Here is a 17908-nt window from a genome sequence, read left to right on the forward strand (position 1 = left end):
AAGGCTTGATTGCCAGCGCCGCGCGCCCTCCTTAGAGTGCCCGTGAGAATGCCGCTACCCCTTGGAATCGCGGGGCGCGGAAACGAATATTTAGGCGGGGAGGCGACACGCAGGCGATGGCGGACCAGGCAGGCAGCGCGCCGGTGGAAGGTGAAATCCAGACAGTGTACCGGCAGCGGTTCACTGTCGAGTTTGGGTATGACGTCCACTTCACCGAGAATGCGCTGGACCCTGCCAACCCCGTCCTCCTCAACGCCGTGCGCCGCCTGGAGCCCGATGCGCGGCACCGCATCGCCGCCTTCGTCGATTCGGGCGTGGCCGAGGCGATGCCGGACCTTCCGCGGCTGCTTCAGGACTATTGCAATACGCACGGCAAGCACCTGGATCTGGTCGCACCGGCGGAGACGGTCCCCGGTGGCGAGCCGGCGAAGAACGATCCGGCCGTGGCGGAGCGGGTGCTGGGCCGGCTGAAGGATCTTGGCATTGACCGGCACGCCTTCGTGCTGGCGATCGGTGGCGGCGCCATGCTGGACGCGGTGGGCTATGCCGCCGCCACGGCGCATCGCGGCGTGCGACTGCTGCGCATGCCGACGACGGTACTGGCGCAGAACGATTCCGGTATCGGTGTGAAAACGGGGATCAACGCGTTCGGCGTGAAAAACATGGTGGGGGTCTTCGCCCCGCCGTTCGCGGTCATCAACGACGCGCGCTTTCTGGACAGCCTGGAGCCGCGCGACCGGGTCTCGGGCATGGCCGAGGCGGTCAAGGTGGCGCTGATCCGCGACGCCGGCTTCTTCGTTTGGCTGGAACGCCACGCCGAGGATCTGGCGGCGTTCCGCCGGCCGGCGGTGGCGGAAATGATCCGCCGCTGCGCCGAGCTGCACATGCGCCAGATCGCCCAAGGCGGCGATCCCTTCGAAACCGGCAGCGCCCGCCCGCTCGATTATGGCCACTGGTCCGCCCACAAGCTGGAGGGATTGAGCGGCTATGCCCTGCGGCACGGAGAGGCGGTGGCCATCGGCATTGCCCTCGACACCCGCTACTCGGTCCTCGCCGGCATGCTGGCGGAGGGCGAAGACGAGCGGGTGTGCCGCGTGCTGGAACGCCTTGGCTTCAAGCTGTGGGATGACACGCTGACCGCGCGGGCGGCGGATGGCGAACCGGCCGTCCTGCGCGGCCTGCAGGAGTTCCGGGAGCACCTGGGCGGGGAACTGACCGTGACACTGCTGGCCGGAATCGGCCGGGGGCAGGAGGTGCATACCATGGACGCCCAACGGGTGCGCGCGGCGATCGACTGGCTGGCACAGCGGAACCGGCGGCAATGCAGCTAGGCGGCGACCGGCATCTCGGCTACTGCACGAATATCCACCCCGGCGAGACCTGGCCCGAGGTACGCGATGCGCTTGCGAGCCACGTTCCGGCGGTGAAGCGCCGCCTGGGACATGAGGGACCGTTCGGCGTCGGCCTGCGCCTGTCCGCCCGCGCGGCGCACGATCTGGACGATCCGGCGGCCTTCGAGGAGTTGCGCGCGATCCTGGCGGAGCAGGACCTCTACGTCTTCACCGTCAACGGCTTTCCCTTCGGCACCTTTCACGGCGTCAGGGTGAAGGAGGGCGTTTACGAGCCGGATTGGCGCCGCGCCGAGCGACTGGACTATTCCGACCGCTTGGCGCGGCAGCTTGCAGCCCTGCTGCCGGAGGGACGGGAAGGGAGCGTGAGTACCGTTCCCGGCGCCTTCAAGCCAAACGCGGCCGATGAGGCGGACATCGGTGCCATCGTCGAACACCTGTTGCGCCACGCCGCGACGTTATGGCGCCTGCGGGAGCGGACCGCGCGAACGGTCTCGCTGGCCCTTGAGCCCGAGCCGGAGTGCTTCCTGCAAACCACGCCGGAAGCCATCGCGTTCTTCGAGGACCGGCTGTTCGCCGCTTCTGCGCGGCGGCGGCTGGCGGATTTGACGGGGCTGGACGAGGCGGACGCGGAGGAGGTGTTGCGCCGGCATCTGGGTGTCTGCTTCGACGTCTGCCACGCGGCAGTGGCGTACGAGGACACACCGGATGCTCTTGCCGCGCTGGCGTCGGCGGGTATCCGCGTCCCGAAGGCGCAACTCAGCGCGGCGCTGCGCGTTCCGGAGCCGGACGATGCGGCCGTGACGCGGTTGCGGGACTTCGACGACGGGGTCTATCTGCACCAGACGGTCGTGCGGGCAGGGGGCGGGCTGGCCCGCTTCCTGGACCTGCCGCAGGCGCTCGATGCCTACGCCGACGGCAGCGCTCCGGCGGAGGAGTGGCGCATTCATTTCCATGTACCGGTGTTCGCGGCCGAACTGGATGGCTTCGCCAGTACGCAGGCGGATCTTGCCGACGCGCTGGCGTATCTGCGGGACCACCCTGAGGTGCCGCACCTGGAGGTGGAGACCTATACCTGGGACGTGCTGCCGGAACGCCATCGCGGCCTGCCGGTCGACGCGGCCATCGCGCGTGAACTGTCATGGGTGGGGGAGCGGCTGTCGGCATGACGCCGGGTGTGGCGCTGCGGCTTGGCCGGGTCTCGAACCTGCCGACCGTGTGGAGCAATGTGCTGGCCGCACTGGCGCTGGCGGGCGCCCCGCTTTACCAGGCCTCCACACTGGCGCTGCTCGTGGCGATGTCACTGTTCTATGTCGGCGGCATGTATCTCAACGACGCCTTCGATGCCCCTCGTGACGCACGGGAGCGGGCGGAACGCCCAATCCCGATGGGGCAGGTATCGCGCGGCACGGTTTTCGCCGTCGGCTTCGGCGGGCTGGCGCTCGGCGTTGGCATCCTGGCCGCCATCGGGATGGAGGCGCCAGAGTCGGCCGCGGCGGGGCTCGCTCTTGCCGCGGCGATCGTGGTGTACGATGTCTGGCACAAGGACAACCCGATCAGCCCGGTACTGATGGGGCTTAACCGCTTGCTGGTCTACGTTGCGGCGGCCGTGGTGGCGGTCGGCGCCGTATCGACCCAGGTCGTCGGCGCCGGCGCCCTGCTGCTGTGCTATGTCATCGGTCTGACCTATGCGGCGAAGCAGGAGCATCTGGCTCGGATCGACGGGCTGTGGCCGCTGGCGTTCCTCGTCGCCCCGTTCGTCGTCGCGGCCGCGTACCTGCCGTCGGCGCCGGCCGCAGCGGGGCTGGTGGCGCTGGCGTTCGTCGCGTGGACGGTGCGCGCGGTCGGATTCCTGGTCCGGCCGGCGCCGCAAGTGGGCCGGGCCGTCGTTTCGCTGATCGCCGGCATCAGCCTGTTCGACGCCACGGTCCTGGCTATCCTCGGCGATCTTGCGGCGGCGGCGCTGGCCGTTGCGGCGTTCGGGCTGACGCTGGTGTTGCAGCGTTATGTCCCCGGCACCTGATCGCGGAAAACATGGGGAGGTACCGCCGATGGCAAGCCCGTACGACCTGCTGCAAAGCTGGCTGACCCGCCAGTTGACGGATCAGGGCCGGGAATGGCTGGGCGCGACGCTGGCCAAGGTCGCGCAGCCGGGCGATGACAAGGCGCTCTATGTCGCTCTCGGCCTGGTCCCGCGCAAGCTGGGGAAGGCGGATCTGGCACTCGGCTCCGAGGAGCTGGAGGCTGCCGCGGCGGCGCGGCCCGGCTGGGATCCGCGTGGATGGAGCGTGGATCAGGCCGCTCGCGTGCTGTTGCTGCTGGGCGCTGCGGAGGTTGAGCCCGAGCGTTTCCCGGACCTGCTGGATACCCTTTGCGCCACCGCCGATGTCGGCGAACTGGTGGCTATCTACCGTGGCCTGCCTCTTTACCCGCGCCCCGACAGCCTGGTCACGCGGGCGGCCGAGGGCGCGCGCTCCAACATGCGGGCGCTGTTCGAAGCGGTGGCCCACCGTAATCCCTTCCCGCGCGAGCAGTTCGCCGAGCTTGCCTGGAACCACATGGTGCTGAAGGCGCTGTTCATCGGCAGCACGCTCTACCCGATTCAGGGGCTGGAGGAGCGCGCCAACCGAAACTTGGCGCGCATGCTTCGCGATTTCGCGCACGAGCGCTGGTCGGCGGGGCGGCCGGTCAGTCCGGAGTTGTGGCGCTGTGTGGCTCCTTATGCCGAGGGCGAGGCGCTGGACGACCTTGCGAAGGCACTGGAGATGGACGCGGCGGGGGGCGCTCGCGGCGCGGCCCTGGCGCTTGCGGCCAATGGCGGCGCGGACGCGCGCAAAGTGCTGGCCAGGGCTCCGGAACTGGCGGGGGCAATTGAAAGCGGCCGGCTTTCCTGGGAGACTCTTTCGAAGGAAACGGGCTGACGCGAACAGGCGTTGACGCAGGTAGACGCCGGAAGCCCAGGGAGGACGCGATTCCATGATGTTCATCGACCCGCATATCCACATGCTGGCGCGCACGACAAACGACTACGAGGCGATGGCCGCCGCCGGCGTGGTCGCCGTGATCGAGCCGGCGTTCTGGGTCGGCCAGCCGCGGACGCATGTCGGGACCTATATCGACTACCTTTCGACCATCGTCGGCTGGGAGCGGTTTCGCGCCGGGCAGTTCGGCATCCGGCACTATTGCACCGTCGGCCTCAATTCGAAGGAGGCCAACAACGAGGCGCTGGCGGAAGGCGTGATGGAGATCCTGCCCCGCTTCGCCGTCAAGGAGGGCGTCGTCGCTATCGGCGAGATCGGTTACGACGAGCAGACCGAGCTGGAGGATCGCTACCTGCGCAAGCAGCTCGAACTGGCGAAGGAACTCGACATGCTGGTGCAGATCCACACGCCGCACCGCGACAAGAAGCGCGGTACCTCGCGCACCATGGATGTCTGCGAGGAGCACGGCCTGGACCCGTCGAAGGTGGTCATCGACCACAACAATGAAGAGACGGTGCAGGAGGTCCTGGATCGCGGGTATTGGGCAGCCTTTACCATCTACCCGAAGACCAAGATGGGCAGCGAACGCATGGTCGAGATCGCGCGCCACTATGGCTCTGATCGGATGATGGTGGATTCCAGCGCGGACTGGGGCGTCTCCGACCCGCTGTCGGTGCCGAAGACCGCCCACCTGATGCTGAAGCGCGGCATCCCCGAGGCGGACGTCCATCGCCTGTGTTATGGAAACGCACTGGACGCCTACGGACAAAGCGGACAGATCGCCGAGGCGGACTGGACAAATCCGCCGGAGATCGACCAGCGCACCCTCTATGAGGGCAACTCCGTCCTGCGCGGCCAGGCCCCGCGCGTCGACAGCGACGGCAGCGGACCGGAGCGCCATGCCGACCTTGAACGGCTGTCGCCCGATGAATTGGGTGTGGAGAACTAGGGTAACCGGGGTTCCGCTTCACCGATAGCCTCGCCCATTTCAGCAGCCGACGACTCGGCAATGCTGGTGCGCGCCATTCGGAAAACGCGACGGTCGGTAGCCGGTGAACGCTCGCGGGTGGCATGTCTTTGTGGTTTCTTAAAACTGTCACCGTGCCGGCACAACAAAACCGTGCAATCCAGTATTTTATTGCCCCAGATCAAGGTCTTGGCAAGCGGCTGGGCGTAAGGTTCCGGCCAAGTGAAAGGACGGGCGGCTCGTGCGATCCGAAGGATGCACGAGCGCCCTGGGGAGAGACGCTGTGATGCAGTTCGACTGGCGTGATGCCGGCGTTGAGCCGCCGCTCGAGGACATTCTCTCTGATCCCATTGTCGGCTTGGTTGCTCGTCGCGACGGCTTGTCGACTGGAGACATTCGATCGGCGGTCTTTCAAGCGCGCAATGCACTTTCGCAGCGGCGCAGTAAAGGAATGAGGGTTACTCCCGAAGAGTTAGTCAAAGCTTGATATAGTTCATATCGCCCTTGGTGCGATCCTCTGATCATGACTGCATCTTGTCACGAACCGAGGGCGGTTAGGCATGTCGGGACAATCCGAGACGACGGACGCGCTGTGCGAGGAAATGCGGCGGCTGCGCAACTACGCTCGCCGCCTTGTCGGTGACCGGGACCGGGCGGACGACCTGGTCCAGGAATGTCTGTTGCGCGCGTTGACGCGTATCGACCGATACCGGCCCGGCAGCAACCTGCGCGCGTGGCTCACCACGATCCTGCGCAATCTGCATATCGATGATGAGCGTAGCCGGGCCCGCCGCACGGCGGCCCTGGAAGCCGTGGGCCATGTCCGCGGTACGGCTGCCGCTCCCAACCAGGAGTGGTCGGTGGCGCTGGCCGAGTTGGCGCGCGACATCGAGGCGCTGGCCCCGCACGATCAGGAAATTCTCGGTATGATGGGGGTCGCCGGCCTGTCGACGGAGGAGGCGGCGAACCGCCTGGGCGTTCCCGCCGGGACGGTGAAGTCCCGTCTTTCCCGGGCGCGTCAGCGCCTGCCGCACGGACGAACGGCCCTGCACTGAAACGCAGCTTCCTTATAGTCTCACTGGTTGCGGCGCCGACGGTCCTCGCAACACCGTCGGCGCCTTTTCGTTTCAGCACTTTTCGGCAAGCTCGCGAAGTCCGTCCACGTCGCGCACCCGGACATGGCGCATGCTTTGCGCCTGGATGACACCGCGCCGTTTGAGGTCGGTAAAGACGCGGCTGAAGGTTTCCAGGGTCAGTCCCAGATAATTCGCGATGTCGGCCCGGCGCATCGGCAGCCAGATCGGCGTTTCGGCCGGATAGCCCAGGCGGCTGTTCCGCTCGCTCAACATCAGCAGGAAGCTGGAGACGCGCTCGATCGCGCTCTTACGGCCCAGTATGACCAGATGATCCTGGGCGCCGGCCAGTTCGTTCGAGGCCATTTGCAGCATGGCGCGCTGCACGGAGGGATAACGCTCGCAAATCCGTTCGAACGCCGGGCGGGGCAGGGCAAGCAACTCGCAAGGCACAGTGGCCCGCACGCTGTAGCTGTAACGCTCGTCGTGCACGACGCCGAACATATCGCCCTGGAAAAGGAAGCCGACGATCTGTGTATCGCCGGCGCTGCGGCCTTTCTCAACGGTCAAGGCGCCATCCGCGATGCTGTAGACGAAATCGGCCGACGCACCCTCGCGAAGCACCGGCTCACCGCGATCGACCGATCTGACCTCTCCGATGTCCAGGTGGGCCTGCGCGGCCGCCGGTGTCAGCGCGGCACTCCACGGCAGCGCCTTGATCCGATCTTCAAGGAAGGCGGCGTTATGGGCCAGAATCAGTACCTCCCGCACGCCATTGATTGATGAATGTTGCTCATACGGGCGACCTATTTGGTATATAATGTTATTGTGCGCTGAGGCATTCAACCCCCCTGAATTTAACCTAGGCTAACATATATCTAGATTTTTGCATTTCTGCTTGCCTGCGTGTTTCATGACTGTAAAATTACTATCCTGGCATTGGGGTAAAGCTCGTGTTCGAAACATATGATGTGCGTCCGCTGCGCGCGGAGGACGTGACGCGCGCATACACGCTAGTTTACAACATCAGGCCGGACATTCCGGTCGAATTTTGGCGTAAGCACATTATGGCTCTGCTTCCCACCGATCCGGGGCGTGCGCCCCGGCAGGGCGCCTGTGTCCTGGCAGGGCCGAACGATTACATTTATGGCCTCTTCACCTATCGCGCGGTGAGTGCTGAGGAGGATGAGGAGCTTTTCCTGGAAGTGGGCGATCTTTGCGTCACGCCGTTGACCGGAGAGCGCGCCGCCGCCCAGCGGCTGACGTCCCATGCCGAGGCGCTTGCCGAGGATCTGGACTGCGATTCCCTCACGATCACATTCCTGGCGGACGAAACCTGGCCTAGCGCCGATCAGCCGGAGGCATTGCCGGTCGAGGATGCCGTTATGTGGGCGAGTTCGGCCGGTATGAAGTTGCGACAGTGATGTCACCCACTGCTCGCAGCCATACCCCAGTATCGTAACACGCTTGGCGCCGTAACATTCGTTACGTTGAATGAGTGATGCCGGGTTGGCATACTTGTTTCGCGAGTGTGATTTACCCCGTGCGGCAGTGTCGGAAAATTCCCGCCGCACCAAAGACAGTCTGGTACTTCTATGCGTGAGCGTGGAGCTGCAGGACTGGCGACGATGCCGCAAGCGTGCGCCCGTTGCCGCGTGCGTAATGGAAGTCTTTGCCAGGACTTCCTGAAGCCCCGGGTTGGCTGCCGAGGCGTCCAGCCCACCCACAGCGCCCTGCGCCGTGGAGATACCCTTTTCTGCGAAGGCGATACCGCCCGCTATGCCTACGTCATCGCAAGCGGCGTCGTCATGGCCTACAAGGTGATGACGGATGGCCGTCGCCTTGTGACGGGGTTCCTGTTCCCCGGCGATGCGATGGGCGAGGACTGCCCGGACGTGCATTCCTACAGCGCCGAGGCCGCGGCCGACGCGACCGTCTGCATGTATCCGCATGACGGGCTGCTGGCACTCGTCGAGGCGGATCCGGGCCTGGGACGGCAGGTCCTCAAGCGCGCTCACGAAAATTTGAGTACCGCGCGCGACCAGATGCTAATGCTGGCCAGCATGTCCGCCCGGGAGCGCGTCGCCCACTTTCTCATGCGCATGTCGGCCGCCGCCGTGCGGCGTGGCGAGCCTGCAACAGTGCTGTGGCTCCCGCTCAGCCGGACGCTGATCGGTGATCACCTGGGGCTGACGATGGAGACGGTGAGCCGGACGTTGACGCAATTCCGTCGGGAACGTCTCATCGCCATACGCGGCAGCGAGATCGAGCTTTGCGACCTTTCAACCTTGAGCGAGCTTGCCGGCCTGCCGCCGCCGAACCCGGTCCTGGAACTGCTGCCGGCGGTGTAGGTCCGGCCGGTCCGCCTGGTCCGCCCGGGGAGCAGCCCGGATTCAGGAGGTGCCAAGCCGGTTCAGCACGTCCCCGTGCCGGGTTTCGTCCAGGTCGTAGCCGCGTGCCAGCCAGATCGCCAGCAGTTTGATGGCAACCGGCAACAGGCTGTAGAGGGCGGCCAGGGTGAGGAGGCCGCTCGTGTCTTCTGCCGGCGTTCCGCCGGCGAAGCCCGAAAGGTCCAGAATGGGGAAGGCGATCCCGACGGCCAGGGCCAGCGGCACCTTGGTCGCCACGCCCCACAGCGCAAAGAAGAGTCCGGCGCGGCGACTGCCCGAGTACAGGGTGTCGAGATCGATCACGTCCGCCTGCATGGATGGCGGCAGCACCAGCTCACCGCCCAGCGGCAAGCCGGTCAACACGCAGACGAGCGCGAACCACCAGACATCGCCCGCGCCAAGCAGCATTGCCGGCCAGAAGCCGGCGGCAGCCAGGCCCATGGCCGCCATCCAGGCGCGGTGTTTCCCAATCCTGCGGCTAAGCCGAAGCCATAGCGGCACGGCGGCGATCGCGCACACGAAGTAGAGCGCCAGTAGCGGCCATGCGGCTTCCGGCCGGGAGATAACGTGTTCCACGTACAAAAGGAACAGGGTTGCCGGCAGGCCGTAGGCGATGCCGTTCAGGAAGTAGGCTGCGATGAGCAGCCGGAACGGCCGGTTCCGCCACAGGATCGAAAGGGCACCGCGCCAGGCTTGGCTGGGCCGGTGTCGCGTTTGCTTGTCCGGAAGCGTTCGGACCGCGCCAAGCACGGTCAGCGGCACCAGCACGCTCAACGCCACCGCTGTCGCCTGCAGGGCGGTCGCCCGGTCCCAGCCGAACGCCGCGGGCACGCCGATTGCGGCCAGCGTGCCGATCACGATCGCGACCTCGCGCGCGGCGGCGATGCGGCTGCGCTCGTGATAGTGCGGCGACAATTCCGCCGCCCAGGCCGTGTAGGGCAGCAGGATCATCGTGCCGCCGAGGTAAAGCAGCATCGTGAACAGCAGAAGATGGAGCGCGTCGGGCTGCACCGGCGGGTCGAACGTCAGCCAGGCCCCCGCCAGTAGGATTGGTACGCCCGCGAGCATCCACGGCTTCCGCCGCCCCATCCGTGCGCTGGTACGGTCGGACAGGGTGCCGATCAGCGGATCGCTCACCACGTCCCATATGCGCGCGAGGAACAACATGGCGCCCACGGCCGTGAAGCCGATGCCGAGGTCCTGGGCATAGTATGTCGGAAGACTGACATAAAGCGGCAGCATGAGCGCCGCGATCGGTAATCCGGGCAGGCCGTAGAGCAGCACCTGCAGGTTCGTGAGCGCCCGTCTATTGCTCGCAGAGGCGCCTGTCGCCGGCGGCGAAGCCCTGGTCAATGCCATGTTAGCGATCAGCCCTGAACGCGTTCATCTGGCAGGTGGACGGAAGAGGGTACGAAGCCGGACCGCTCCACCAGCTTGTATGTCACTTGCTCGCCCCCCTTCTCGAAGCTGAGCTTGGCCAGCCGCTCGCCGCTGTCGTACCAGAGGGAGAGGCTCACATCCCCTGTCAGCCGGTATTGGCGGGAGGGCGGCACACTGATGGGCGTTGCCAGGTTGTCGGTCGCCTCCTCGACGACTTCGATGCGCGCCATTTTACCGTTCTGCGTATTGACAAGCCGGGTTTGCGCGACGGTCTCGCGCATCCAGTACGTACTCGGCAGCGTGTCGGCCTGGGCGGTATATGTACCGACATCGGAGGAGATAACCTGCAAACCTTCGTCGACCGCGCGCGCCTCGACGAAGTATTTGTCGCCGTCGTCATAGGTTCGTGCGTCCATCCGCTGCAGACGTCCGTCCAGCCAGACCGTCTCGTTGCGGTGGCGGTAGCGGTAGAGGGTGATGGGTCCAAAGCCGACCTTGAGGTCGATGGCGATGTCGACCTCGATGCCCTCATTGCCGGTGCGCCGGAAATCGAAGCGATGCGTGCCGATCCTGGAATCGCCACGATACACATCGAAGACCATGCGTCCGGTGGTCTCCGCCGCCTGCATCACGCTCGGCGCGGACATGACCAGCAAGGCAGCAAGAAGCGTGACGATCCGCACGGCATTGTTCCCGTTCCAATGTGGCTATCGTTGTTCGCAGGAACGGACCATCCGGATCACTGCCGAGGCTGCGGTCTTGCCGACATGGGACGGGCGTCGCAGACTCTGCGCCATGGATGAACGCGCCGAAGGGTAAGGTCCGAATGAACTCAAACCGGCTTCGCCGCATTCGCGAGGCGGCCTTGTTCGCCGCGCTGCTGGCGATCATCGTGGTGCCGTTTTTGGTATTCGAAGAGACGATGCTGTCGTGGGTTGCGGCCCTGCGGGACGGCGGATACGCAGCGGCGGCCGTGGCCTTGGCTTTCGTCGGGCTTCTGGTGGCCGACATCCTGGCGCCGGTGCCGTCCAGCCTGGTCGGCGTGGCGTTGGGCGCGACCTTCGGAAGCGTGGGTGGGACGTTGCTGGTCTGGCTCGGCCTCACCGGTGGAACGCTGATCGGCTATGCCGCCGGGCGCAGGCTGGGGCGCCCCCTGGTGCGGGCAAGCGTAGGCGGACGCGATCTTGCGGGGCTGGACCGGCTGGTGGCGCGCCACGGGCTCTGGGCGCTGGCGTTTTTGCGCGCCGTACCGGTGATGGCGGAGGCGTCGGTGATCCTGGCGGGTGCGGGTGCGATGCGGTTCGGTGCGTTCCTGGCCGTGATGGCGCTGTCCAACCTGGGCGTCGCGCTTGTCTACGCGCAGATCGGCGCGTTCGGGGTGGAGGCGGGAAGCATGGGCCTTGCGATGGCCGGCGCCATGGCGTTGCCGGCGCTGGCGTGGCTGATACAGAAAGCCGCCGGCCACGCGCGCGGCGCGGCCGGCGGTCCGGCAGGCGGAGCGGGTTAGACTTCCGCCCGTTCCGCGGGCATTTCGAATGGCTGCGTATCGCTGTCGTCGTCAGGCGGAACCCGGTTCGGCAGCAGGTTCAGATAGCGTAGGATCAGCTTGCGCTTGCCTGCCGAGAGATCGCGGGTGATCGGCATGTACCAGCCCGTTTCGAACTGCTGGGGATCGACCGCGAAGCGCACCTGCTCCGCCATGTCGGCGAAGACGCTCTTGGTGTGCAGGCTGCGGACCTCCGACATGATCGGATAGACCTTGTCCCAGGTCCGAAGCACGTTCTCGTACAGGAACTTCCAGCTCAGCTCATCGTCGCCGGTGTTCTGTTCGAGCTGGTTGTCGAAGGGCATTCCGCGCAACGCGGTGTAGCCCTGGATCTGCGGGTCGGGACGTACGACCGGCGCCGTCTGGTCGGCCGGGAAGGCCGTGTAGACGAGATAGACGATGCCGGGCTGTGTCACCTTCACCTTGAAGCTGACCGCACCGTTCTCGACGTCGAGGACGACCTTGTTGAGCGGTTTGCCGTCGGGCGTGACCGCGCTCATGGTCATCCGGCTCCAGTTGCTGTCGAACTGGGAGATCAGGACCTTGGCCTTCCCGTCGGCGACCGGGGCGCCGCGGTCGTAGACCCGAACGGTGATCTCGCGCTCCTCGTCCTGGTCGACGTAGCAGCCTCGCTGGTCGGTGTCGGCCAGCAGCACCTGCTCGGATAGGATAGCCACGTTGTACTTGGCGGAAACCACCTGAAGCGTTCCGGCCTCCACCGTTTCCGGATCGGCACCGCCAAGGTCGAAGGTCACGGTCCCGCCAGAGCGCTGATAGGCGTCGCGCTCGTAGCCGCTATAGGCAAGCGGCGTTCCGATCGTCACAGGGGCGCCGCCGCCCGCCGGGATAACCTGCAGGCTCAGATCGCCCAGGTCCGCCTTGGTCAGCTCCGCGTCGGTTTCCGGCACCGTCGCCACCATGTCGAGGGTGACGGTCCCCGCGCTTTCGTCCAGCCGCGCGTTGGCGGGCCCGACGGCCTTTAGCGCGGCCTCGCGCGAGCCTCGTTGCGCCGGAACGAGGAAACGGTCGGTCGGACCGGTCGACAGCTCGTCCGCGCCCCAGAGCCCCAGGCTGCCGGTGGTGACGCTCACCGCCGGGTTGCCGCCGGTGAAGCCATCCTTGTAGGCGGCCGACAACTTCACCGCATCGTCCAGTCGCTGACCCTTGTAGGACGCGGTCTGGTAATAGAGCGTGCGGTAGGTGGCGAAGGTGAGGACGATGCCCTGGCTGCCGGGATCCGCCTCGATGGCCTGGCGCAGCGCTTTCAGCGTGGGGGAGGAATCGGCGTTGGCCGACCACTCCAGGCGGTCCTTGTCCAGACCGCACTGCCAGATTACCCCGACCGGGCCGGCGATCATCAGTTCGCCGTTCTCGTCAAGGTTCCGGCTTCCGATCCAGCGCGAGTACATGCGGGTTACCCGGTGGCCGGTGACGCCGACATCGTCGTCGCCGATCACGATCCGGTCGAAGAAAAGCTGCGAGGAGGTGGAGCCATAGGGGTCGACGTCGACCAGACGCCCACCCGGCTTCCTGTCCGTGAAACCCTCGCTGACGATGGTGATCGGCTTGCCGATCAGCGGGTCGTTCGTGGCGGGGCCGTCGGCGGCCTCGGCGCTGACGAAGGTCAACTGGTCGAATATGACGTTATGGTCGCCATAGACGTTCCATCCACCGCGAACCGTCTTGCCGCCGCCACGGACGTCGACGGTATCGGTCAGCCAGTCGACGAAGCCGTCCCATGCCACCCCCGGCGGCTTTATCGGCAGCGCCTTGTCCTCGTTATAAATCTTGTTGGAGTTGTTGGCCGTATTCGGATCCCACGTCGTTGTGCCGTGGAAGTTCGCCCGAGGCAGTTGAAGTACGCTCATCTCGCTTCCCCTGTTTCCTCAGTTTTTCTCGTACTGCGCCCGGTAGAGCGAGAACACGAAGTCCGTGTGGCTGTAGCCCTCGGGCAGGTCGGGGATCGGGCCGACGTAATACGGTGGTGAGCCGTGATTGGGGTCCACATAGCTTGCGCGCACCGGGTTCTCCGGTGTGGGCTCGCTCTGCTTCACGTTTGCCATGCCGTGACAGGACATGCACGACGAGCGCGACTGGAAATGCGATTCGATCTGCGTGTTGGCCAGGATCGTGGGATCGTCCTCGGTGCCGAAATCGGTCTGCACGCCGACAAGCTCGTAGTTCTCCCACGGCGTGCCGGCAAGCAGCCTTTGTACCTTGGCATTGTACTGCTTGACCTTGTCGGGGATCGGATTGACCCGGTGGACGCCGGTCCATTCCTCGTTGTCCACCTGCTCGAAGGTGATCCAGACCCAGTTGTCGATCGCCTTCGTGGCAAAGTGCAGGCCGGTCAGGCCGACCAGCACCTTCTTCCAGCCAGTGATGTTCCCGTCGTCGTCACGCTGCGGGTAAAAGGCGTGGCTGGTGAAGTACTTCGGGATCTCGTCCTTGTCCTTGACGGGATCCAGTTCGCGCCACGCCGCCTTTGCCTCGATGGCATCCCAGCGGAAATCCAATGCGCCGTTGGCCTTGGCAAACGAGATCTGACCGTCGATCGAATAAAGCTTGTTCCTGCGGACATACTCGAACGCGGGCCTGTTCAGGCGGATATGATAGCGGATTGGCTGCCCATCCGGGCCCTTGAGGTCGAAGCCGTCGGCCTGGACATTGCCCGTCAGCGGCGTCCAGAGATCGCCGGTGTCGGCGGGCGGCAGTTTGGCGGCGCCGCCGGGCGGGACCGGGTAAGGCGTTGCCCAGGGGCCAGGAATGACCCCGTTTGGGGGGTAGGTCTCGTCGTCGCCCTTCCAGGACTGCCAAAGCATGGGGCCGCCGGTATCGCCGATCTTCTTCGAAGGGTCCGGCTTGCCGCGGCCTTTGGCGCCCGGCAGCGCCGGCCAATTGGCCAGGAAGAACACGTCCCAGGCGTATTCGATGGGCCGCTTCAGCGCCTTGGCCTTGGAGGCCTTGGCGTCCTGTGTGATGTACTTGAGGTGATCGAGTTTCGGCAGGTTCTGCGCCGCCGCCGGGCCGGCAGCGTGGATGCCCAGCACACCTGCGACTGCAAGGCCGGTGGCGATTCCGGCAAAGCGTATTCGCGCCATGTCGAACAATCTCCCTTTACAGGGCTTCATCGCCGATGGCGGATGAAAAAACCCTCTCTTCATGCTAGAAAATCAGGCGAGCAGCGGATTACTATCACTAGATTCTGTAAACGAAAATCTAGCCAAACGCTATATCAAACGCTTTCATATCAATCAAAAATTGTATGCGAAAGACGTGTAGAACCTTTTCTTGCCACCCGGGCAGGAAGGTTCAGGTAGATCTCAGTGGCGCGCCAGCCAAGCTTCGGCGCGCAGGATGGCCCGTCGGCGAACCTTTGGGGCGATCAACCAGTCCACACGGCTGAGCGCATCGGCGGAAAGCGTGGCACCCTTCCATGCGGCGATCCGCCACCAGGTATAAGCGCTTTCCAGGTCGCGCCGGATGCCAAGTCCATCGGCCAGCATGTTCGCGAGCGCATGCTGGGCGGGAACGAGACCGGCTTCCGCCGCCGCCCGGTAGTGGGCCAGCGCGACCGAGGTGTCGACCGCTCCGAAAAGACCAAGGCGATAGCCGTTGCCCAGAGCCAGATCGGCTTCAGGAATGCCGGCCTCCGCGGCCTGGCGTAGCAGGGTGAGGGATGTTTCCGGCTGCGGCTTGCCAGCCGTGCCGTCGCGGAGCATCAGTCCCAGGTTGAAGGCGGCCCGCCGGTCGCCGGCTTCGGCCGCCTTCCTGTACCAATATAGCGCGGCTTCAGGGTCCGCCGTCATGCCATAGCCATAGCGAAGGCGAATGTCCGCGTACCACTGGTCGAAGCGGCATCGGCACAGCGTTCCGCAATCCTGGAACCCGCACAGGCGGTCAGGCGTTTCGCTCTCGGGTACGGCCGCATACGCGGCACCACCGCCAGCGGCGGCTGTAAGACTACCCATGGTCGAAACCGCCGACAGACAAATAAACGCTATATGTATAACAAACTTTCGCACGATTGAGGTCAACGCTCGCCAAATGGGCCCTTCCTCATAGGGGCGTTGAGTGTTGAAATAGGCGGCGTCCGCCGTGGGGCAAGCGGTGGGAAAGACTCGCGAAGAACCACGGCAACGCCTTTTGCAAAGGCAGCCTGAATGGGGAGGTCATGATCATGAGACTAGGACGACCGATCGCCGCTTTCGCGGTGGCGACGCTTCTTGCGTTGCCCGTGGCGGCGCAGCAGGTGCCGCAAACCGTCGATGAAGTCGCGCAACCGGGCGGCACGCTGCCCGGCAACCCCAAGGTCGCGCTCGTCAAGGTCGCCGATGGCTTTGCCGACCCGGTGAACGTGGCGAACGCCGGCGACGGCAGCGGGCGTCTGTTCGTCGTCGAGCGCGTCGGCCGCATCAAGATCGTCAACGAGGACGGCAGCGTGAACGAGGACCCCTTCCTCGACCTCACGAAGCTGAACCCGCTGGGCAGCATCGTTCAGACCGGGTTCGTGGAGCAGGGGCTCTATGCCGTGGCCTTCCACCCCAACTTCGAGGAGAACGGCCACTTCTTCGTCCACTATGCCTCGCTGCCATTCAACGGCGACGGCATGATCGTCCGCTTCACCGTCGACCCGGACAGTCCGGACGTCGTGAGCGCAGAACGTGCGAACGAGACCTCCAAGGTCATCATGCGTATCGAACAGCCGTGGTATAACCACAACGGCGGCCAGATCGAGTTCGGTCCCGACGGCTACCTCTATATCGGCAGTGGCGACGGCGGCTGGGAAGGCGACCCGCTGCAGGCCGGCAAGGACCTGTCGACGAAGCTGGCGAAGATGCTTCGCATCGATGTCGATACCGAGAATGGCGCCTACGCCATCCCGGAGAGCAACCCTTTCGCCCACGCTTCGGACGAGCGGCTGATGAATCTCTTCGGCATCACCGAGGAGCAGTTCGCCGAGATCCGCACCAAGGCGGACCCGGCGATCTGGGCCTATGGCGTGCGTAATCCCTATGAGTTTGCCTTCGACCCCGAGACCGGCGACCTGTTCATCGCCGATGTCGGCCAGAACCACTGGGAAGAGATCATCTGGCAGCCCGCCGACAGCAAGGGCGGGGAGTACTATGGCTGGCCGGACATGGGCGCCGGTCAGTGCCATCCGCTGACCGGACCCGATACCGAGTGTCCGACGGTCGGCGTGCTGCCGGTCGCGCAGTATCCGCACCAGACCCCGTACCCCGGCGCCGACCAGCTTGACGAAAACTGGGGCTGCTCCGCGCAGGGCCTGGGTGTTGCGCGTTATGGCGGGATGGACGGTGCCTATCTCGTCGGCGACTGGTGCTCCGGCCGTCTGTGGGGCCTCGGCTGGGACGGCGACAACGAGACGTGGCAGTTCCAGGAACTGCTGCAGACCGGTCTGCAGTTCACCGCCGGCGGCCTGGACGAGGACGGCTATGTGATGGCCGTGACCGCCAACAACTTCTACCTCGCCGACCAGGGCCCGGAGGCGAACCCGCCAGGCACGCTCTGGCGCGTCATGCCGCGCGACGAGGTGCCGGAAGGCGCCGAGGTCGCCCGCACGAAGCAGTAGGAGAGGACCGGCCGGCCGGGCTGTGCTCTTGCGCCGCCTGCGGCCGGCCGGCTTTCCCGCAACCCGCTCTGGAATCGACGGCCTGGGCGCGCAGAGCCCTTGCCACCTGCCGTCCGCCAACGCCAATGTGGCACCCCGAAAAGAACATGGAGTCGCAACCGCGATGAAGCTCGCGCATGCGCTTGCCGCCGCCGTGCTTGCCGGCAGCATAACGACCGCCGCCAATGCCGGCGATTACACCTACCGCCACGTCCTCGACGGATCGCCGCTGGATATCCCGACGTCCGGCGAAGGGCTCAGCGACGCGGTGAAGGCCTTTCACCGCACGGGCGAGAACCCCTTCGTCGACGATGCCGAGGCGCTCAAGGAGGGCAAGAAAGTCTACAGCCAGTACTGCCAGGCCTGCCATATGCCCGACGGGTCAGGCCGCATCGGCCCCAGCTTCCTGGACAAGGATTGGCGGTACGAGTCGACGGCCAGCATGCGCGGGCGGTTCGCGATCGTCTACGCGGGCGGGGCCGGCGCGATGCAAGCCTTCAATGGGCGGCTCGGCCAGGACGAGATCCTGAAGGTGCTGGCCTATATCGAGGAACTCCGCGCGCAGGCCGGCGTCGAGTGAGCGGCTGTCC

At 65.5% G+C, this 17908-nt stretch carries 18 protein-coding genes; 12 read left to right on the top strand and 6 right to left on the bottom strand.

What is annotated here, in order from left to right:
- Positions 1–116 precede the first annotated feature (116 nt).
- From DRB17_RS05770 to DRB17_RS05795, 7 genes are all read left to right on the top strand, one after another.
- Positions 117–1331, top strand: a complete 1215-nt coding sequence (locus DRB17_RS05770) for a 3-dehydroquinate synthase (protein WP_114581245.1) — start codon at positions 117–119, stop codon at positions 1329–1331.
- Complete coding sequence (eboE, locus tag DRB17_RS05775) at positions 1322–2518, top strand: metabolite traffic protein EboE (RefSeq protein WP_114581246.1); 1197 nt, start codon at positions 1322–1324, stop codon at positions 2516–2518. Before DRB17_RS05770 ends, eboE begins: the two co-directional genes overlap by 10 nt.
- On the top strand, positions 2491–3372 hold the full coding sequence (locus DRB17_RS05780) for a UbiA family prenyltransferase (protein WP_206607796.1): 882 nt from the start codon (positions 2491–2493) through the stop codon (positions 3370–3372). Before eboE ends, DRB17_RS05780 begins: the two co-directional genes overlap by 28 nt.
- Positions 3373–3400: 28 nt before the next feature.
- Positions 3401–4270: an EboA domain-containing protein gene (locus tag DRB17_RS05785; protein ID WP_114581248.1), complete on the top strand. Its 870-nt coding sequence runs from the start codon at positions 3401–3403 to the stop codon at positions 4268–4270.
- A gap of 55 nt (positions 4271–4325) precedes the next feature.
- Positions 4326–5279: a TatD family hydrolase gene (locus tag DRB17_RS05790; RefSeq protein WP_206607797.1), complete on the top strand. Its 954-nt coding sequence runs from the start codon at positions 4326–4328 to the stop codon at positions 5277–5279.
- 304 nt (positions 5280–5583) lie between these two features.
- A complete protein-coding gene (locus DRB17_RS19875) occupies positions 5584–5784 on the top strand; it encodes a hypothetical protein (RefSeq protein ID WP_147274825.1) in 201 nt (66 codons plus the stop codon).
- A gap of 73 nt (positions 5785–5857) precedes the next feature.
- A complete protein-coding gene (locus DRB17_RS05795; RefSeq protein ID WP_114581249.1) occupies positions 5858–6352 on the top strand; it encodes an RNA polymerase sigma factor in 495 nt (164 codons plus the stop codon).
- A 72-nt stretch (positions 6353–6424) separates the two neighbouring features.
- On the opposite strand, the gene DRB17_RS05800 is transcribed toward DRB17_RS05795, so the two are convergent.
- On the bottom strand, positions 6425–7141 hold the full coding sequence (locus DRB17_RS05800) for a Crp/Fnr family transcriptional regulator (RefSeq protein ID WP_161958718.1): 717 nt from the start codon (positions 7139–7141) through the stop codon (positions 6425–6427).
- A 296-nt stretch (positions 7142–7437) separates the two neighbouring features.
- Here DRB17_RS05800 and DRB17_RS05805 point away from each other — a divergent pair, with 296 nt between their 5' ends.
- The gene (locus DRB17_RS05805) at positions 7438–7794 is read left to right on the top strand and encodes a hypothetical protein (RefSeq protein ID WP_147274826.1); all 357 of its coding nucleotides are present in this window, start codon (positions 7438–7440) and stop codon (positions 7792–7794) included.
- Between the two features lie 204 nt (positions 7795–7998).
- Complete coding sequence (locus DRB17_RS05810; protein ID WP_161958719.1) at positions 7999–8721, top strand: Crp/Fnr family transcriptional regulator; 723 nt, start codon at positions 7999–8001, stop codon at positions 8719–8721.
- 42 nt (positions 8722–8763) lie between these two features.
- On the opposite strand, the gene DRB17_RS05815 is transcribed toward DRB17_RS05810, so the two are convergent.
- Positions 8764–10119 (bottom strand): MFS transporter, encoded by a 1356-nt coding sequence (locus DRB17_RS05815; RefSeq protein WP_114581253.1) that lies wholly within the window; start codon positions 10117–10119, stop codon positions 8764–8766.
- Between the two features lie 8 nt (positions 10120–10127).
- Positions 10128–10823 carry a DUF6134 family protein gene (locus tag DRB17_RS05820; RefSeq protein WP_114581254.1) on the bottom strand — a complete coding sequence of 232 codons (696 nt, stop codon included), beginning with the start codon at positions 10821–10823 and terminating at the stop codon, positions 10128–10130.
- A gap of 143 nt (positions 10824–10966) precedes the next feature.
- On the opposite strand from DRB17_RS05820, the gene DRB17_RS05825 reads away from it, so the two are divergent.
- A complete protein-coding gene (locus tag DRB17_RS05825) occupies positions 10967–11647 on the top strand; it encodes a TVP38/TMEM64 family protein (protein WP_161958720.1) in 681 nt (226 codons plus the stop codon).
- Here DRB17_RS05825 and DRB17_RS05830 read toward each other — a convergent pair.
- The 3 genes from DRB17_RS05830 to DRB17_RS05840 form a co-directional block, all read right to left on the bottom strand.
- On the bottom strand, positions 11644–13554 hold the full coding sequence (locus tag DRB17_RS05830; protein WP_114581256.1) for a hypothetical protein: 1911 nt from the start codon (positions 13552–13554) through the stop codon (positions 11644–11646). The two genes, DRB17_RS05825 and DRB17_RS05830, sit on opposite strands and share 4 nt — an antisense overlap.
- Positions 13555–13572: 18 nt before the next feature.
- A complete protein-coding gene (locus tag DRB17_RS05835) occupies positions 13573–14787 on the bottom strand; it encodes a hypothetical protein (protein WP_114581257.1) in 1215 nt (404 codons plus the stop codon).
- Positions 14788–15009: 222 nt separating this feature from the next.
- Entirely contained in the window at positions 15010–15657 is a 648-nt protein-coding gene (locus DRB17_RS05840) for a tetratricopeptide repeat protein (RefSeq protein ID WP_114581258.1), read from the bottom strand.
- A 209-nt stretch (positions 15658–15866) separates the two neighbouring features.
- On the opposite strand from DRB17_RS05840, the gene DRB17_RS05845 reads away from it, so the two are divergent.
- Both DRB17_RS05845 and DRB17_RS05850 read left to right on the top strand, forming a co-directional pair.
- On the top strand, positions 15867–17279 hold the full coding sequence (locus tag DRB17_RS05845; RefSeq protein WP_114581471.1) for a PQQ-dependent sugar dehydrogenase: 1413 nt from the start codon (positions 15867–15869) through the stop codon (positions 17277–17279).
- Positions 17280–17442: 163 nt separating this feature from the next.
- Positions 17443–17898, top strand: coding sequence for a c-type cytochrome (locus DRB17_RS05850; protein WP_114581259.1), 456 nt, complete (start codon positions 17443–17445; stop codon positions 17896–17898).
- Positions 17899–17908 lie beyond the last annotated feature (10 nt).

The organism is Ferruginivarius sediminum (genome assembly GCF_003344765.1).
In the GTDB taxonomy this organism is placed as follows: Bacteria; Pseudomonadota; Alphaproteobacteria; order Kiloniellales; family Rhodovibrionaceae; genus Ferruginivarius; species Ferruginivarius sediminum.

Coding starts and splice junctions, on each gene's coding strand:
- DRB17_RS05815 (WP_114581253.1), bottom strand. CDS start 10,119: ATGGCATTGACCAGGGCTTCGCCGCCGGCGACAGGCGCCTCTGCGAGC.
- DRB17_RS05830 (WP_114581256.1), bottom strand. CDS start 13,554: ATGAGCGTACTTCAACTGCCTCGGGCGAACTTCCACGGCACAACGACG.
- DRB17_RS05810 (WP_161958719.1), top strand. CDS start 7,999: ATGCCGCAAGCGTGCGCCCGTTGCCGCGTGCGTAATGGAAGTCTTTGC.
- DRB17_RS05835 (WP_114581257.1), bottom strand. CDS start 14,787: ATGGCGCGAATACGCTTTGCCGGAATCGCCACCGGCCTTGCAGTCGCA.
- DRB17_RS19875 (WP_147274825.1), top strand. CDS start 5,584: ATGCAGTTCGACTGGCGTGATGCCGGCGTTGAGCCGCCGCTCGAGGAC.
- DRB17_RS05770 (WP_114581245.1), top strand. CDS start 117: ATGGCGGACCAGGCAGGCAGCGCGCCGGTGGAAGGTGAAATCCAGACA.
- DRB17_RS05790 (WP_206607797.1), top strand. CDS start 4,326: ATGATGTTCATCGACCCGCATATCCACATGCTGGCGCGCACGACAAAC.
- DRB17_RS05785 (WP_114581248.1), top strand. CDS start 3,401: ATGGCAAGCCCGTACGACCTGCTGCAAAGCTGGCTGACCCGCCAGTTG.
- eboE (WP_114581246.1), top strand. CDS start 1,322: ATGCAGCTAGGCGGCGACCGGCATCTCGGCTACTGCACGAATATCCAC.
- DRB17_RS05805 (WP_147274826.1), top strand. CDS start 7,438: ATGGCTCTGCTTCCCACCGATCCGGGGCGTGCGCCCCGGCAGGGCGCC.
- DRB17_RS05780 (WP_206607796.1), top strand. CDS start 2,491: ATGGGTGGGGGAGCGGCTGTCGGCATGACGCCGGGTGTGGCGCTGCGG.
- DRB17_RS05825 (WP_161958720.1), top strand. CDS start 10,967: ATGAACTCAAACCGGCTTCGCCGCATTCGCGAGGCGGCCTTGTTCGCC.
- DRB17_RS05840 (WP_114581258.1), bottom strand. CDS start 15,657: ATGGGTAGTCTTACAGCCGCCGCTGGCGGTGGTGCCGCGTATGCGGCC.
- DRB17_RS05795 (WP_114581249.1), top strand. CDS start 5,858: ATGTCGGGACAATCCGAGACGACGGACGCGCTGTGCGAGGAAATGCGG.
- DRB17_RS05845 (WP_114581471.1), top strand. CDS start 15,867: ATGAGACTAGGACGACCGATCGCCGCTTTCGCGGTGGCGACGCTTCTT.
- DRB17_RS05850 (WP_114581259.1), top strand. CDS start 17,443: ATGAAGCTCGCGCATGCGCTTGCCGCCGCCGTGCTTGCCGGCAGCATA.